This window comes from Nitrospirillum pindoramense (genome assembly GCF_007827955.1).
Classification (GTDB): domain Bacteria; phylum Pseudomonadota; class Alphaproteobacteria; order Azospirillales; family Azospirillaceae; genus Nitrospirillum; species Nitrospirillum amazonense_B.
In genome coordinates this window covers 23902-40698 of record NZ_VITR01000012.1, presented here as the reverse complement: position 1 = coordinate 40698, position 16797 = coordinate 23902, and the positions used below count along the sequence as shown (strand labels likewise).

At 71.3% G+C, this 16797-nt stretch carries 11 protein-coding genes; 6 read left to right on the top strand and 5 right to left on the bottom strand.

What is annotated here, in order from left to right; all coding sequences use genetic code 11:
• Positions 1 to 205 precede the first annotated feature (205 nt).
• Positions 206 to 3877, top strand: coding sequence for a ligand-binding sensor domain-containing diguanylate cyclase (locus tag FBZ90_RS19390; RefSeq protein WP_145734640.1), 3672 nt, complete (start codon positions 206 to 208; stop codon positions 3875 to 3877).
• 39 nt (positions 3878 to 3916) lie between these two features.
• Here the strand turns inward: FBZ90_RS19390 and FBZ90_RS28680 are convergent, their stop codons facing one another.
• On the bottom strand, positions 3917 to 5869 hold the full coding sequence (locus tag FBZ90_RS28680) for a glycosyltransferase family 2 protein (RefSeq protein ID WP_186455926.1): 1953 nt from the start codon (positions 5867 to 5869) through the stop codon (positions 3917 to 3919).
• A 328-nt stretch (positions 5870 to 6197) separates the two neighbouring features.
• Between FBZ90_RS28680 and FBZ90_RS27935 the strand changes: the two genes are divergently transcribed.
• The 3 genes from FBZ90_RS27935 to FBZ90_RS19375 all read left to right on the top strand — a co-directional run bounded on the left by FBZ90_RS27935 (position 6198) and on the right by FBZ90_RS19375 (position 9069).
• Positions 6198 to 7148, top strand: coding sequence for a glycosyltransferase family protein (locus FBZ90_RS27935; protein ID WP_186455925.1), 951 nt, complete (start codon positions 6198 to 6200; stop codon positions 7146 to 7148).
• Between the two features lie 73 nt (positions 7149 to 7221).
• Positions 7222 to 8688: a class I SAM-dependent methyltransferase gene (locus FBZ90_RS19380; RefSeq protein ID WP_186455924.1), complete on the top strand. Its 1467-nt coding sequence runs from the start codon at positions 7222 to 7224 to the stop codon at positions 8686 to 8688.
• A gap of 132 nt (positions 8689 to 8820) precedes the next feature.
• On the top strand, positions 8821 to 9069 hold the full coding sequence (locus FBZ90_RS19375) for a hypothetical protein (protein ID WP_145734637.1): 249 nt from the start codon (positions 8821 to 8823) through the stop codon (positions 9067 to 9069).
• A 31-nt stretch (positions 9070 to 9100) separates the two neighbouring features.
• Here the strand turns inward: FBZ90_RS19375 and adhP are convergent, their stop codons facing one another.
• From adhP to FBZ90_RS19355, 4 genes are all read right to left on the bottom strand, one after another.
• Positions 9101 to 10129 (bottom strand): alcohol dehydrogenase AdhP, encoded by a 1029-nt coding sequence (gene adhP, locus FBZ90_RS19370; RefSeq protein WP_145734636.1) that lies wholly within the window; start codon positions 10127 to 10129, stop codon positions 9101 to 9103.
• A 114-nt stretch (positions 10130 to 10243) separates the two neighbouring features.
• The gene (locus tag FBZ90_RS19365) at positions 10244 to 10618 is read right to left on the bottom strand and encodes a chaperone modulator CbpM (protein WP_145734635.1); all 375 of its coding nucleotides are present in this window, start codon (positions 10616 to 10618) and stop codon (positions 10244 to 10246) included.
• 4 nt (positions 10619 to 10622) lie between these two features.
• The gene (locus FBZ90_RS19360; RefSeq protein WP_145734634.1) at positions 10623 to 11615 is read right to left on the bottom strand and encodes a DnaJ C-terminal domain-containing protein; all 993 of its coding nucleotides are present in this window, start codon (positions 11613 to 11615) and stop codon (positions 10623 to 10625) included.
• 5 nt (positions 11616 to 11620) lie between these two features.
• A complete protein-coding gene (locus FBZ90_RS19355; RefSeq protein ID WP_186455923.1) occupies positions 11621 to 13312 on the bottom strand; it encodes a bifunctional aminoglycoside phosphotransferase/ATP-binding protein in 1692 nt (563 codons plus the stop codon).
• Positions 13313 to 13674: 362 nt separating this feature from the next.
• Between FBZ90_RS19355 and FBZ90_RS19350 the strand changes: the two genes are divergently transcribed.
• Both FBZ90_RS19350 and glyS read left to right on the top strand, forming a co-directional pair.
• Positions 13675 to 14589 carry a glycine--tRNA ligase subunit alpha gene (locus FBZ90_RS19350; protein ID WP_145734632.1) on the top strand — a complete coding sequence of 305 codons (915 nt, stop codon included), beginning with the start codon at positions 13675 to 13677 and terminating at the stop codon, positions 14587 to 14589.
• Between the two features lie 3 nt (positions 14590 to 14592).
• Positions 14593 to 16722 (top strand): glycine--tRNA ligase subunit beta, encoded by a 2130-nt coding sequence (glyS, locus tag FBZ90_RS19345; RefSeq protein WP_145734631.1) that lies wholly within the window; start codon positions 14593 to 14595, stop codon positions 16720 to 16722.
• Positions 16723 to 16797: the final 75 nt, after the last annotated feature.

The following is a 16797-nucleotide window of genomic DNA, read 5'->3' as shown; positions in this document are numbered from 1 at the left end:
CCGTGTTTGCGGGCGCCTAACCTTTTGCACTGCTGTTCCCCCCCGCGATTCCCGGTCTTCGTCACGCTCAAGCGCGATAATTTCCGGAAATCATGGGCGATGTCGCGTGCTGGCGAGGATTTGGTAAGAGTTCAGCGTCAACATGCTCGCCGGGTCGCCCGTCGTGGCGAATTCTTGAGACTGGGAAGGGGCATTGGGCCCGGCCATGGTGGGACGGCGTTTCTTGCGGGCGGGCGGTGCGGTAAGCGCCCTGACGCGGTGGCTGGGCATGGCGCTCATGATCGCCTGCGCGGTCGTGCCCGCGTCCGCCGGCCCCGTGCCCCAGCCCGCTGACCAAGCCGACCCGCAGGTGCCGGAAACGCGGGTGCCGGACACACGGGTGCTCGACACGCGGGCCGGCGGGGGGCCTATGGGCGATGCCCCCGACCGCTGGGCGCGCCTGTCCGGCCCCGAATTCGACCATTTCATCAGTTCCCTGCACCTGCCCAATGACGTGGTGACCAGCGTGGCCCAGACCCGCAAGGGGCTCATCTGGCTGGGCACGCCCGGGGGACTGGTGCGGTTTGACGGCTATCGCGCGCAGATTTATCGGGCGGCGGCCGATGTCCGCGCCACCATCAAGCGGGATGCGGGCACGCGGGATGCGGGCGCGCCGCCCCCGGCCGGGGTCCTGCCCGATGCCTATGTGCGCAACCTGCTGGTTCTTGAAACCGGTGAGCTGCTGGTCGGCACCAACGCCGGGGGCCTGGTGCGTTTCGACCCGGACGTCAACGGCTTCCGCCCTGTGCCCATCGCGCGCCACGACGCGGCCGCTCGCATCATGGCCATGGCGCCCGCCCGGGATGGCGGCGCCTGGATCGTCTCGGACCAGGGATTGGACCATTACGACCCGGCGTCGGCCACGGTGACGCCGATCGTCGACGCCGGCCCCGGTGGCATCAGCGCCCGCCTGTTCACGGTTCTGGAGGATAGCCGCGGCGCCGTTTGGCTCGGGGGACATCCGGGGCTGTTCCGGCGCGCCGCCGGCGAGGCGGGCTTCACCCGCGTGACGGCGCCCGCAGGCAACCCCGATCTGGCGCGCGCATTGGCGGATGACGTCCGCGCCCTGTACGAGGACGGTCGGGGCCGTATCTGGGTGGGCACCGCCGACAGCGGCGCCTTCACCTGGGACCCCGACCATGCCCGTCCTAAGGAGATCGCCGGTCTGACGGAGGGGGACGGCCTGGCGGCCCGGCACATGATCCGCGCCTTCATTGAACCCGAAGGGCCGGGTGGTCCGCTCTGGCTGGCCACCGACGGTGCCGGAATCGTGACGCGGGCCGCCGATGGCCAAGTCGGCCGCCTGACCCATTCCGAGATGGTGGCGACCTCGCTGGCCGCCGATGTCGTCCACGCCTTCCTGCGCGACCGCAGCGGCAATGTCTGGGTGGGAACGGAGCGCGGCGCCGATCGGGTGGAGGCGGGACGGCGCCTGATCGCCACGGTTCAGACGGCAGCCCCCGGCGGCACGGGCTTGGCCGACCCCGATGTGCATGCCCTGGCCGTGGATGGGGCCGGCCGGGTTTGGCTGGGGCTGGGCCATGGGCGGGTGGACGTCGTGGATGCCAACGGCGTCCTGCGCCATGTCCTGCGGCCATCGGTGGATGAAGGCATCGATGTCTGCACCATCGTGGTGATGCCCGATGGCGGTGTCCTGGCGGGTGGCCGGGGCGTCACCCACGTCAATCCCGACACCCTGGCGGCAACCCCATCCTGGATACCGGCCCTGGATGACACCGTCGTTCTGTCCCTTGCCATTGTCCCCGCTGCCATTGTCCCCGCCGCCGGGGGGACCAGCGTGCTGGCGGGCGGCTATGACGGACTGTTCATCCAGGGGCCGGGCGGCGCCCTGACCCATCTGGTCCATGATCCGGCGGACCCGGAAAGTCTGCCGGGCGATCAGGTCAACAAGATTCTGGTCATGCCGCCCGATGCCGGTGCGCCCGCCGGCGCCGTCTGGCTGGCGACATCCGGCGGCCTGGCCGTGGCCGACCTTCGCGATTTGCCGCGCTTGCGCTTCCATACCCTGCGGACCTCATCGCGGCCGGGGACGGTGGGGGTCCTGATGCACGACGTGGTCAACGACATTGTCCTGGACGGCGTTGGCAACCTCTGGGCCGGCACATACGGCGGTGGCTTGGCGATCCTGCCGCCCGCCCTGATGCGCGATGCCCTGGCCGGGCGGCCGGGCGTCGTCCCCCAGGTATTGGATGAGGCGCAGGGACTGCCCAGCAACGCCATATCCGCCCTTGCCCTGGATGCGGAGGGCCACATCTGGGCCAGCGCCGCCGCCAGCCTGGTGAGGTTCAACGGCCCCGGCTTCCCGCCCCGGGTTCTGAGCGCCCGGGATGGTGTCATCGTTCGTTCCTTCAACATCAAGGCCGCCGCGCGATCCCCCGATGGACGTGTGCTGTTCGGCGGGCTGGGGGGACTGACCGTCGTGCGGCCGGAACTGCTGACCCCTTCGGTGCCGGTGGGGGTGTTGGCCGTCACCTCGCTGGATGTCAACCACGTGGTGCAGCCGCCCGGCCGCCTGCCCACGCCGGGCGGCACGCTGACGCTGAAGCCGGGGGTCAAGACGATACGCCTGGCCCTGTCGCTGCTGGATTTCCGCGCGCCGCGCGACACCCGTTACGCCTATCGCCTGGATGGCTTTGACGAGGACTGGGTGGAGGCCACCGGCGCCCAGCCGCAGGCCGTTTATACCAACCTGTCGCACGGCGACTATACCTTCCGCGTGCGCGCCTGGACCGACCTGCCCGGCTTGGTCCTGTCGGATCGGCAGGAGGCGGTGGTGGGCTTCGACCCGGATGCCGAGCCGGTTGCCCCGCCGACGGCGGGCGCCACGGCCGCGCTGACCATCCCGCCCCTGGCGGAACTGGCCTTCCACCTCACGGTCCTGCCCCATTGGTATGAGCAGCCGTGGTTCCGGCTGTTGGTGCTGTTCGGCCTGCTGGCCCTGGTGGCCTGCGTTCTGGCGGTGCGCACCGAGGCGCAGATGCGCCGCGAGCGGGCGCTGGGACGCATCGTCGCCACCCGCACCCGGGATCTGCGGGCCGCCAACGCCAAGCTGGAACAACTGGCCAGCACCGACCCCCTGACCGGCATCCTGAACCGCCGCCGTTTCTTCGAGCTGGCACGCCTGGAATGGGATCGGTCGCGCCGCTATGGCCACATCTTCTCCGTCATCCTGTTCGACCTGGACCACTTCAAGCGCATCAACGACACCTATGGCCACTTCATGGGGGATGAGGTGCTGCGCGCGGCGGTGAAGGAGGCGGGGCAAGCCTGCCGGACCGTGGACCTGCTGGCCCGCTTCGGCGGGGAGGAGGTCATGATGCTGTTGCCGGAGACGGACCTTGCCGGCGCCCGCGCGGTCGCGGAACGCGTGCGTATCGGCCTGGCGGCGCTGGAGGTGACTTATGATGGACAGGCGGCCCAAGTGACCGCCAGCCTGGGCGTCGCCCAGTGGCGCGGTCCCGATGAAACGCTGGAGGATTTGTTGGCCCGGGCGGACGGTGCCCTCTACCAGGCCAAGAAGGGCGGCCGCAACCGGACGGTGCTGGCCTGTGACGCGCTGGACCGCGCGGCCCGCCAGGGATGGGCCATCGTCCCCACCGGCGATGGTCCGGGGGGCGATACGGGTGTGGCCGATACGGGGGTGTCTGATACCGGGGCGGGCGGCGGCGTGGCGCCGGCGCCCGGCCCTCTGGAACCGCTGGCCCGGCTGGCCGGCCTGGGCGATAGCGCCCTGGTCGACCCGTACGAGCGCGAGACCCATCACCGGCCGCTATCTGGCGAAGAGACGCCAACCGAGCCCAAGGTGGCGTCCAACTGATCCGACGCCAGCGGCGGCCGGCACCAGAGGGTCGAAGCCCTACCGCGTCACCGGCCCGTGAACCAGCCCCGGCAGCGCCAGCCAGTCCTCCGGCCCATCCAGGGACAGCCCGGGGTTCCACGACCGGTCGTGGCCGATGGCGGCACCCCAGCGCTCCAGGAAGGCCAGGCGCTCCTGCTCCACCCGTTCCCGGCGATCGGAGGCGTAAGGCTCCAGCGCCGTCAGGACGGCGTGGGGCGTCCATAAGGTGGCATACCCCGCCTGTTCCAGCCGCAGGCAGATGTCCACGTCGTTGAAGGCGATGGGGAAGGTGTCGGCGTCAAAGCCGCCGACGGCCTCGAAACAGCTGCGGCGGATGGCCATGCACGCGCTGGCCACAGCGCTGACGCGATGGGCGCACAGGCCGATGCCCAGGTCGCCCACGGTGTCGCCCGGCCGGCCGGCGAAGCGTGACCCGGCCAGGCGGGCCGCGCCCGGGCCATTGCCCAGGCCCAGCACGATGCCGCCATGCATGACCGTGCCGTTGGTCGCCAGGACCTTGGGCCCCACGGCCCCGATATCGGGGCGGATGGCCTGCGACACCAGCTCGCGCAGCCAATCCGGGTTCTGCGGCTCCATATCATCGTTCAGGAACACCAGCACCTCGCCGGCGGCGGCGACGGCGGCGCGGTTCATCATGTCGGCGAAATTGAACGGGCCGCGGTGCAGGATGACCCGGGCCCCCGGCCGGTCGCGCAGCCCATCCAGATAGGCCAGGGCCTCGGGGTCGCGGCTCTCATGGTCCATCACCACCAGCTCGAAGGCGGGATAGCGGGTCTCGCCCAGGATGGCCTCGACACAGGGGCGCAGCAACTCCACCCGGTCGCGGGTCGGCATCAGCAGGCTGACCACCGGCAGGCGCTCGGGCAGCGGCCAGATCACCCGGCGCGCGGTGTGGACCTCGCCCTTGGCGTCCTTCTCCGTTACGGGTTCGGCCACCGCACCCGGATGATAGGTCGCCAGGAAGGATTGCAGGGCGGACAGGCTGCCCAGGGGCAGGGGGCGGCGGCGGCGCAGCAGGACGCGCGGCATGTGGCGGATATGCCCCCGACCCGCCAAGTGGGCGGCCTCCAGCAACAGGCGGTAACGGTCCAGCTGGCCAGCCTGCTGGCCCACGGCCATGGCGCGCCGGGCCAGCGCCGTGCGCATCAGCAGCAGTTGGCCAGGGTAGACGCCGCTGGATCCGTACAGCAGGTCCGGATCGAACGCGGGCTTCAGCACCGGGCGTAAGGGATGACCCAACCGGTCGGTCCATTCCTCGTCGGTGTACAGGATCTGCGTGTCCGGATTCTGCGCCATGGCCAGCACGCACAGCGCCAGGGCGTGGCGCGGCAGCAGATCGCCCGGGGCAAGCAGGGCCACCGTATCGCCTTCCACCTGGCTCAGGGCGGGCAGGCCGGCCCCCCGGCGCTTCACGCGTGGGTCACGGAAGTCCACGGTGGTATCCGCGGGCAGCCACAGTTCCCAGGTGTCATGGATCTGGCGGGTCAGGCTGTCCACCGTCCGGCGCACGGCGGTGGCCCAGGCGGCGGGCTTCAGGCCGCTCGCCTCGGCCCCCGTCATGATCAGGCTGATACGGGGCGGGGCGGGCAGGCGGGCCAAGGCGACGGAGATTTCACCCGCCTCGGTGCGGCGCGGCCCGTCGCGGCGCAAGGTCCAGGCGCGGTAAAAGGATCGCGGGGCCAGCGACTGCCAGAGGCGGCTGGCCACGTCGCCGAACTGCCCATGCGCGACCATGCGGCTCACCGCGCGGGCCAGGGCCATGCCGGTGGGGCCGCGCAAGGGGCGGGTGGGCGGCGGCGGTGCCGCGTCGATGGCGGTGCCCGGCACATGCTGGCTGCCGGGATGGGCGCCGAGGGGCGCGCCCTCCAGGTCGCTGGCCGCCTGGCCGTGCGTGGCCGTGGCGTCTTGCGCTGACCCCGCATCGGGGTGGTCCGGGTTCTTCTGATCCACGTGCCGGTCGCCCCGCCTCTTGGATAACGGCTTTCGGGTCTGGCGACACCCCTTGCGCCGCCAAGCCCACAAACAACAAAGCGCCAACCCCTGTGCCAGGTTTCCCCGCACACCGATCGGCGCTCCCCCAACTGGCCGGTCCCCGGATTTTCCCCGGTGCCGCCCCCGTGTCGTTATGAGGCGATTCATGGGGGACAGGGCGGCCCCGGGTCAAGCGGCAAAGCGGGGACGGGCCGGCCGCGCCTTCTCCCGGGGTAGCCCCCCGTGCCGCGCCCCTCCGCGCGACGGGTGTCGCCAAGGGCGGGGCCGGCTGGTATCCAAGGCGGTCATGGACGCCCCACCGCCTTCTTCCGCCCAGTCGCCCTGGGGAACCCCGTTCCCCGGCCGCATCGCCGCCCTCATCGTCGCCTACCGGCCCGACGATGGCCTGGGCGCCTGCGTGGCCGCTACCGCCGGCGTGGCGGACAGCGTGCATCTGTTCCAGCAGGAACGGGGGCGGGACGCTGCCGCCGACGTGCGGGTCGACCGGGCCGTGGCGGCTTCGGGCGCCAGCCTGACCACTGATTCCGCCAACATCGGCCTGGCGGCGGCGCAGAATCGGCTGCTGGCGCAGGCCCTGGCGGCGGGGGCCGACTGGCTGCTGCTGTTGGATCAGGACAGCGTGGCGCGGCCGGGGCTGCGTGCCGCCTTCGCCGCCGCCCTGGCCGCCGCCCCGCCGGACACCGGCCTGCTGGCGGCGCGCAATGTGGAACCGGGTGTCCCCGATACCCCTTGGGTGACCAGCGCCGATGGCCGGCGTTGGACGGTGGTGCCGAGACTGGAGGGGCCGCTGCTGCCCGACCTGCTGCTGGCCCCGGCCTCGGGCAGCCTGGTCAGCGCCGCCGCCATCCGCACCTGCGGTCCCTTGCGCGACGACTTTTTCATCGACTGGGTGGATGTGGAATACGCGGTGCGCCTGCGCCGCGCCGGCTTCCGCCTGGTTGCGGTGCGGGACGCCCTGGTGGACCATCGGCTGGGCGCCGTCACCCAGGTGCCGGTGGGCGGACGGTCCCTGGCCGTGACCCACCACGGCGCCCGGCGCCGTTGGTTCCAGGCGCGCAACGCCGTGTGGACCTGGCGTCTGCATGGGCGCGCCGTGCCAGCGCTCAGGGGATGGACGCTGCGCATCCTGGCCAGCACCGCCGTCAAGATCGCGGTACTGGAACGGGGGCGCGGGCCCAAGCTGGCGGCCCTGGCTGGCGGCCTGTGGCGCGGCCTGCTCCAGCGTCCCCAAAGGTGACACCCCAAAGCCGGGCTTGTCGCCGGCCAAGCCCCGCACTATCAGTGATGTTTACGCCCGCGAAGACACGAGCATGACCGCCGACTGGACCCGGGGCTACGCCTCCGACATCGACTATACCCGGGGTTGGTATCGGGAACTGTCGCCCCTGTGGCTGGACACGGCGCTGGCGCTGGCGGGTGTCGCGCCGCCGCAGCCCACGGAGCACGGCCCCGTGTGGCTGGAACTGGGCTGCGGCCATGGGTTGTCGGCCCTGGCGCTGGCGGCGGCCCGCCCGGACATGACGGTCATCGCCGTCGATTTCAACCCCACCCACATCCATGGCGCCCAGCGCCTGGCCCAGGCCGCCGGCCTGGCCAACATCCGCCTGGTCGAGGCCGACTTCGCCGAACTGGCGGAGGACACGACGGGCCTGCTGCCGCCCCTGGATTATGCCGCCCTGCATGGCGTCTACACCTGGGTGGGGGATGAGAGCCGGCGGCACATCGCCCGCCTCATCGCCCGCCGGCTGAAGCCGGGCGGTGCCGCCTATCTCAGCTATAACTGCCTGCCGGGCTGGGCGGCGGCCATGCCGGTGCAGTTCCTGCTGAACGCCTACGGCCAGGCGCTGCCCGGTCCCAAGGCCGCCGCCGGCGACCAGGCGCGCGACCTGTTGCTGCACTTGTTGAACCAGGGGGCCGGCTTTTTCACCGGCAACGCGGCGGCCAGCGCCCGCACCGACCGCCTGCGCGGCGCCACCGCCCCCTATCTGGTGCATGAATACATGCACAGTGGCTGGCGGCCGGCCTACCACGCCCAGGTGGCCGACGACCTGGCGGCGGCCAAGCTCAGCTACGCCGGCAGCGCCGCCTGGGTGGAGAACTTCCCCGACCTGATGATGACCCGGGCGCAGCAGGACATGGCGGCGTCCGTCCCCACCCGCGCCCTGGCCGAAACGGTGAAGGACTACGTCACCAACCAGCCGCTGCGCCGCGACATCTTCGTGCGCGGCCCGCTGGCGCTGGACGCGCGCCAGCGCGTGGCCCGGCTGGGCGCCCTGCGCCTGGTGGCCCTGGGCGAACCCGGCGCCGCCCTGCCCGATTTCACCCTGCCGCTGGGCAGCCCCGATCCCGAGGTGTCGCGGCTGTTCCACCCGGTGCTGGTGGTGCTGGCCGGTGGCCCCGCCACCCTGGCCGACCTGGTGGAGCATCTGGCGCGCACGGTGCCGGATTGGGGCCCCGACAGTGCCGGCTGCCTGCTGCGGGCGGTCGCCATCCTGGTGGCGGGCGATGTGCTGTCCCCCTGCCTGGCCGACGGGCAAATCCAGGCGGCCCTGCCGGGCGTGCGCCGCCTGAACCAGGCCCTGCTGGCCGACAGCCTGCTGACGGGCGCCGCGCCGGACCATGAGGTCCGCCTGCCGGAACGCCTGGCCTCCGCCGTCACCGGCGGTGGCGTCATGGCCTCGGTGGAGGAAATGGGCGCCCTGGCCGCCCATTGGGCGGGCGAGGTGGTCATGCCCCCCGACGCCTTGTCCCGCCTGGCGCGGCTGGGCGTGCTGTGAGCGGAACGATCAGCCGCTTTGACGTCAAAGCGGTGGCGGCTTAAGCTCCGCCGCCTGATCGATCATCCCAAGACGCCCGTCCATGACCCACGCCCTTTCCCCCCAGCCCTTCACCGCCGTGCGGAGCCATTGATGCTGGCGAAGCTGGTGGTCCTGGTTGGTTTGGTCGTCCTGGTGTGGAAGGCGTATCAGTGGGGCGCCCTGGCCCAGCGGCGCAAGATGGCCGGCGGGGCGCCCGCCGCCCGCGCGCCTGGTGCCACCTCCGCCCCCCGGGCACGGGAACCCGCCGCTGAGGATTTGCACGCCTGCGCCATCTGTGGCGCCTATGTCGCGCGTGGCTCCACCCCCTGCGGCAAGCCCGAGTGCCCGCAGCGGCGCTGAGCGATGTCGCCAGCGCCGCCGGGTACTTTGCTTACAGCGTCACCACCACGCGGCCGTTGACCGTGCCGGCGCGCAGGCGGTCGAAGATGGTGTTGATGGCGTCCAGGGGCTGCACCTCCACCTCCGCCTTCACCTTGCCCTCGCCGGCGAAGGCCAGGGCCTCGGCCAGGTCGGCGCGGGTGCCGACGATGCTGCCGCGCACGGTGATGCGGTTCAGCACGACGTCGAAGATGGGCAGGCCGAACTCGCCCGGCGGCAGGCCGATCAGGGCCACGGTGCCGTGGCGGCGGCTCATGCCCACGGCCTGGGTGAAGGCGGGGCGCGAGACGGCGGTGACCAGCACGCCATGGGCGCCGCCGATGTCGCTGTGCAGGCGCTTGGCCGGGTCTTCCTTGCGCGCGTTCACCGTCAGGTCGGCGCCCAGCTTGCGGGCCAGCTCCAGCTTGTCGTCGGCCACGTCGATGGCGGCGACGTGCAGGCCCATGGCCTTGGCGTACTGCACGGCCACATGGCCCAGCCCGCCGATGCCGGAGATGGCGACCCACTGGCCGGGCCGCGCCTCTGTCTCCTTCAGGCCCTTATAGACGGTGACGCCGGCGCACAGGATGGGGGCGATCTCCTCGAACCCCACGCTGTCGGGCAGCACGCCGACGAAGTTGGGGTCGGCCAGGACATAGTCGGCATAGCCGCCGTTGACGGAATAGCCGGTGTTCTGCTGGGCGGTGCACAGCGTTTCCCAGCCCGTCAGGCAATGTTCGCAGTGGCCGCAGGCGGTGTACAGCCAGGGCACGCCCACCCGGTCGCCTTCCTTCACGTTGGTCACGCCGGCGCCCACGGCGGCGACGTAGCCCACCCCCTCATGACCGGGGATGAAGGGCGGCTGCGGCTTCACCGGCCAGTCGCCATCGGCGGCGTGCAGGTCGGTGTGGCAGACGCCGCTGGCCTGGATGCGCACCAGGATCTGGCCGGGGCCGACCTCGGGCACCGCCACCTCGCGCAGTTCCAGGGGCTGGCCCAGGGTGTGGACGACGGCGGCCTTCATGGTCCGGGGCAAAGACATCGGGGTGGTCCTTCCTGTCGTGGTTCTGTCGGGATGGACGGGGGTGGTTACCCAGTGGGGCCGTCCAGTCGCCGACAGAAGACACCCCGGCGCGCGCCGGGGCCTTGAGGTGGGTCAAGGCTGAGGGCGGTTCCCGCCGGCCTCCGGTCCCTCTGTCGCCGACAGCACCACCTGGCGCACCTCGGGCGGCAGGCGGTCCAGCACGCCAGCCACGCCGCGCAGGGCGGCGCGCAGGCTGTAGACCTGGTCGATCAGGGACAGCACCAGGGGCAGCGTGTCCTCCGCCACCCCCATGTCGTGGCGCAGGTCGCGGATCAGGCCGACGCGGGCCACGTCCACGGGATGGAAGCGCCAGTCGCCGGCATGTTCCGGCGCGCGGTCGCCATCGGGCCGCACCCAGCCTTGCGTAACCCACCAGTGGATTTCCTGCACCGCCACATCGGGATACCGTGCGCTCACGGACTCCAGCGTCAACAGCGTCGTGCTCATGGCTTCAAGCTCCCTCGCGGTCCAGGTCGGCCAGACCCGCGCGGGGGTCGGCGTCGTGCCGGGGCGTCCAGCCCTCCAGGAAGGCCGCCAGCTCCGGTTCCTCCCCCGGGGGCAGCACCACCTTCAGCTCCACCACCTGGTGGCCCTGGCGGATGCCCCGGCCCTTCAGGCGCAGGCGGGTGCCGCTGCTGGAGCGCGGCGGGATGGCCAGCATGACGCTGCCGTGGATGGTGGGCACCTTGACCTTGGCGCCCAGCACCGCCTCCTTCAGGGTGACGGGCAACTCGATGACGATGTCGTCGCCGTCGCGGCGGTACAGCGGGTGGGGCGACACCGTCACCTCCACGAAGGCATCGCCGGCGGGCCCGCCGTTCAGGCCCGGCCCGCCCTTGCCCGCCAGGCGCAGGGACTGCCCGTCCTTCAGCCCGGCGGGGATGGCCACGTCCAGCACCTGCCCATCGGGCAGGGTCAGGCGGCGGGTGGCGCCCTTGGCGGCGGTCAGGAAATCCACCGTCAGGGAATAGTGCGCGTCCGCCCCCTTCAGCGGGAAGCCGCCGCCGGGTTGGCCACCCATGCCTTGCCCGCCCATACCTTGTCCAAACGCGCGGCGCAGCAGACTTTCCAGATCCTCATGGTCGAAGCCGCCCAGGTCCTCGGGGCCGGCCTGATAGCGCCCGTGGCCGCTGGCGAAGGGATCACCGGCATGCTGGCGGTAGAAGCCGCCGCCCCTGTTTCCGCCCGCCCTGTTTCCGCCGGCGGGGCCGCGCGGCGCGGTCTCGGCGCCAGTGTCGTCGATCTCCCCGCGGTCGAACCGGGCGCGCTTCTCAGGGTCGGACAGCAGGGCGTAGGCGGCGGCGATCTCCTTGAACTTGGCCTCCGCCTCCGGCTTTCCGGGGTTCAGGTCCGGATGGTGTTTCTTGGCCAGCGCGCGGTAAGCGGTGCGGATGGCCTTTTCGTCGGCGTCGCGGGCGACGCCCAGCAGGGCATAGGGATCCACCGGAGCTACCTCATTCCAGGGAATGGACCAGAGCCGAAAATGGGATCGACGGACCGGGCGGCCCGGCCGGTGGGGGGACGGCCGGTCCTGCCCTCCGCCGCCGGGCGCAACGCCAACTCCTCCGCCTGGCGCAGCACCGCCGCGGGGGGCATGCCGGCATCCAGGATAGCCCAGCGCACGTCGCCGGCGCCCCGGCACATCTGGCTTAACAAGACGGGTAGGTCGGCGTCGGACGCATCCCGGACGGGGTCCTGTTCCCGGCGGCGCAGCCGCTCCGCCAGGATGTTCTCCGGCGCCTGCAGCCACAGGCCGGTGAAGCGCATGCGCGCCTCCGCCGCCACCTTGGCCGCCAGCTCCCGTTCCTCCGGCCGGGCGAACACCGCGTCCAGGATCACGCTGCGTCCGGCGGCCAGGCAGGCGACGGCCTGGGTGCGCAGGCGGTCATAGACGGTGGCGCCCACGGCGGGGGTGTAGGCCTCATCCGGCAGGGCCTGGTCGGGGGCCAGGCCGAACAGCTGCTTGCGGATAACGTCGGTCCGCAGCACCCGGGCGCCGGGCGCGACACCCAGCAGGGGCGCCAGGTCGCGGGCCAGGGTGGACTTGCCGGTGCCGCTGAAGCCGCCCACCGCCACCAGGCGCGGCCGGTCCCGGCGCAGGAACTCCAGCGCCAGTTGCAGATAGCGGTCGGCCTCCACGGCGCCCGCCGTCTTTTGGGTCGGCGTGGTCTGCCGCCGGGCGGCGGCGGCCGTCACCTGTGCGCGCACGGCGGCGCGCACCGACAGGAACAGGGGCAGGGCGGGCAGGCCCCCCACCGGCCGCCCCTCCGGGCTGGGCACATCCTCCCCCGTCAGGTCCAGATAGCGGTTCAGCACCAGGCTGGCCAAATCCGTCCGCTCGCGGAAGCACAGGTCCATCAGCAGGAAAGCCAGGTCATAGAGCACGTCGGTGCGCGCCAGGCTGGGGTCGAACTCGATGGCGTCAAAGGGCGTGGGGGCGCCGTCCACCAGACAGACGTTGCCCAGGTGTAGGTCGCCGTGGCAATCGCGCACCCGGCCGGCGTCGCGGCGCGCGTCCAGCAGGAAGCCCTGCGCCGCCAGGGCGGCCTGCGCCTTGGCGTTCCAGGCGCGGATCTCGCCGGCGGTGAAGGCGTCGCCCGGCTTCAGGTTGGCGCGGGTGATGGCGATGGCCTCGCCCAGGCCCTGGGCCCCGCCGCCGTCCATCCGCGCGGGCTGGGCCCGGTGCAGCCGGGCCAGACGGTCGGCCAGATCCAGCATCAGGGACGGCGTCAGGCGCCCCTGGGTCGCCATGCGGTCCAGCAGGGCGTCCTGGTCGAAGCGGCGCATGACCAGCAGCCAATCCACCACCTGGCCCTCGGGCAGCGGCGGCTCATCCTCCCCCGCCGCCCATTCCGGCCCCAGGATCAGGCCGTCCGGGGTGCGCAGCACCGGGCGCAGGCCCAGGTACAGGTTGGGGGCGAAGCGCCGGTTGACCGCCAGTTCCGCCAGGCAGAAATGCCGCCGCCGCTCCACCGTGGAATAATCCAGATAGGAATAGCGCACGGCGCGCTTCAGCTTGTAGGCCCGGTCGCCCGCCAGGAAGACGTGGGAGATGTGGGTGTCGATGCGCTCCACCCGCCCCCGGGCGCCGAAGGATTCAGGATAGGTCAGGAAGACAAGCGTCTCGGTCTGGTCGTCCATGAAAGGCAGACTCCCTGGGAAGAAAGGGGGCGGGGACCTGGGGGTGGCGGGGCGCCAGCAGGCTCCTCTTGGAAAAACGATACGTCGGCCCAGGGTTCCGCCGCGTTGAGCGGGATCAACCCGGCCCATTCCTTTGCAAAACAGATCAGGACCTTTCAAAGCGGGGCGGTGCCCCGCGAAACATGCCTGCCACACCCGCGCCAAAAGGGGGGCCGCATGCGGCAAACGCGCCGGTCGCCGCCTTGATTTGGGGTTCACCCGCCTTGTAAGGTGCGCCGCAACGCAACAAAGGGCTGGGGAGGACGGGTTTTCGGGCCCGAAAGGTTCCTTTTCCGCCCTTCCAGTGTGAAGACGGTCAGGCAATGGCGGCCTCAGGCGCGGCGAAGCTCAGTTTCCAGGGACTTATCCTGACGCTCCACCAGTTCTGGTCGGAGCAGGGGGCCCTGATCCTCCAGCCTTATGACATGGAGATGGGGGCCGGTACCTTCCACCCCTCCACCACCTTGCGCGCCCTGGGCGCCACGCCGTGGAAGGCCGCCTTCGTGCAGCCGTCGCGCCGGCCCAAGGATGGCCGCTATGGCGAGAACCCCAACCGCCTGCACCAGCATCACCAGTACCAGGTGATCCTGAAGCCCTCGCCGGCCAACGTGCAGGAGATTTACCTGGAAAGCCTGCGCCGCGTGGGCATCGACCCGGCGCAGCACGACATCCGCTTCGTCGAGGACGACTGGGAAAGCCCCACGCTGGGCGCCTGGGGCCTGGGCTGGGAGGTCTGGTGCGACGGCATGGAGGTGACGCAGTTCACCTATTTCCAGCAGGTGGGCGGCATCGAGTGCGAGGTTGTGGCGGCCGAGCTGACCTACGGCCTGGAACGCCTGGCCATGTACATCCAGAACGTCGAGAACGTGTACGACCTGGACTTCAACGGCCAGGGCGTGAAGTACGGCGACGTCTATCACCGCAATGAGCGGGAGCAGAGCGCCTATAATTTCGAGGTAGCGGACACCGCCATGCTGCTGCGCCATTTCGAGGACGCGGAGCATGAGTGCGCCGAGCTGCTGAAGCGCGGCCTGGCCTGGCCGGCCTATGAGCAGTGCGTTAAGGCCTCGCACAACTTCAACCTGCTGGACGCGCGCGGCGTGATATCGGTGGTGGAGCGGCAGAGCTACATCCTGCGCGTCCGCAACCTGGCCAAGGCCTGCTGCGAAGCCTGGGTGGCCGGGGATAAGAAAGTTGACTGGACCCTGCCTGGGCCCGTTTCCGGTAAGGGGGCCTGAGCCATGGCCGAGCTGCTGATCGAGCTGTTTTCCGAGGAGATCCCCGCCCGCATGCAGGTGCGCGCGGCCGAGGACTTCAAGCGCCTGGTGACCACCAAGCTGGCGGATGCCGGCTTGGCCTTCACCGACGCCATCGCCCATTCCACCCCGCGCCGCCTGACCTTGGCCGTGACCGGCCTGCCGGTGCGCCAGGCCGACGTGCGGGATGAGCGCAAGGGCCCGCGCGTCGGTTCCCCCGACGCGGCCGTGCAGGGCTTCCTGCGCGGCGCCGGCCTCGCCAGCCTGGACCAGTGCGAACAGCGCGACACGGGCAAGGGCGTGTTCTGGTTCGCCGTGGTGGAAAAGCCGGGCGTGGCCACCATCGACGCCCTGCCGGGCATCATCGACGCCGCCATCCGCGAACTGCCCTGGCCCAAGTCCATGCGCTGGGGCAACAACACCTTCCGCTGGGTGCGGCCGCTGCAGTCCATCCTGGCGCTGTTCGACGGCGCCGTGGTGCCTGGCTATCTCACCCTGAAGACGGCCGAACCGGCGCCCGAGGCGTCCGAAGGCAACGTCTGCTTGAGTGGCGAGCCCACTGCCGTCACCCTGCTCTATGGCGACACCACGCGCGGCCATCGCTTCCTGGCGCCCGACGTGCTGACCATCGCCGACTTCGCCGATTACCAGCAAAAGCTGGCCGGCGCCTTCGTCGTGCTGGACCGTGAGGCGCGCAAGGCCCGCATCCTGGAACAGGCCAACGCGCTCGCCGCTGCCGAGGGCCTGAGCTTGCGCGACGATCCCGGCCTGCTGGAAGAGGTGGCGGGTCTGGTGGAATGGCCCGTGGGCCTGATCGGCACCATCGACCAGGCCTTCATGGACGTGCCGGCGGAGGTGCTGACCACCTCCATGCGCACGCACCAGCGCTATTTCGCCCTGGAAACGAGTGACGGCAAGCTGGCGCCGCGCTTCATCCTGATGGCGAACCGTACCACCGAGGACGGCGGCAAAGCCGTGGTGGCGGGTAACGAGCGCGTGCTGCGCGCCCGCCTGTCGGACGCCAAGTTCTTCTGGGACCTGGACCGCAAGGTGCCGCTGGAAGACCAGGCCAAGAAGCTCGCCGACATCACCTTCCATGCCAAGCTGGGCACGACGGCGGCCAAGGTGCAGCGGGTGGAAGGCCTGGCGGCGGTCATCGCCCGGGCCATCCATGCCGACGTGGACGCCACCCGCCGCGCCGCCCGGTTGGCCAAGGCCGATCTGGTGACTGGCCTGGTGGGTGAGTTCCCCGAGGTGCAGGGCGTCGTTGGCCGCTACATCGCTTATGAGCAGGGCGAGAGCGCCGCCGTGGCCGAGGCCATCGCCGACCATTACAAGCCCCTGGGCCCCAGCGACAGCTGCCCCACCGCCCCGGTTTCCGTGGCGGTCGCCCTGGCCGACAAGATCGACACCCTGGTGGCCTTCTTCGGCATCGATGAGAAGCCCACGGGCTCCCGCGATCCGTTCGCGCTGCGCCGGGCCGCCCTGGGCGTCATCCGCCTGGTGGTGGAAAACGGCCTGCGTGTGGACCTCAGCGACCTGTTCCTGGTGGCGCGCGGCCAACTGGGCCTGGACCACGCCGCCCTGGATGGCGAATTGCTGGCCTTCTTCGCCGACCGACTGGTGGTGGCCCTGCGCGAGAAGGGCGTGCGCCACGACCTGATCGCCGCCGCGCTCGCCGGACGGGCGGAAGGTGACCTGGTCCGCCTGCTGGCCCGCGTGGACGCGCTGGCCGGTTTCGTCAACACCGACGACGGCGCCAACCTGCTGTCCGCTTTCCGCCGTGCCGCCAACATCCTGCGCATCGAGGAGAAGAAGGACGGCCACGCCCATGACGGCGTGCCGGACGCGGCGCTGTTGCGGGTGGATGAGGAAAAGGCGCTGGCGGCGGCGCTGGATGCGGCCCGCGCGTCGTCCGAACCGGCCCTGGCGGCCGAGGACTACGTCGGCACCATGGCGGCGCTGGCCACCCTGCGCGGCCCGGTGGACGCCTTCTTCGACAAGGTGACGGTGAACGCGGACGATCCGGCCCTGCGGGCCAACCGGCTGCGTCTGCTGGCCGGCATCCGTCGCACGCTGAACCATGTGGCGGATTTCTCGGTTATCGAGGGATGAGTCGCGGGGGCCGGGAAACCGGCCCCCGTTTTCGTATGGGCCGCCCGCGCCCACCGCATCGGGCGGTCACAATCT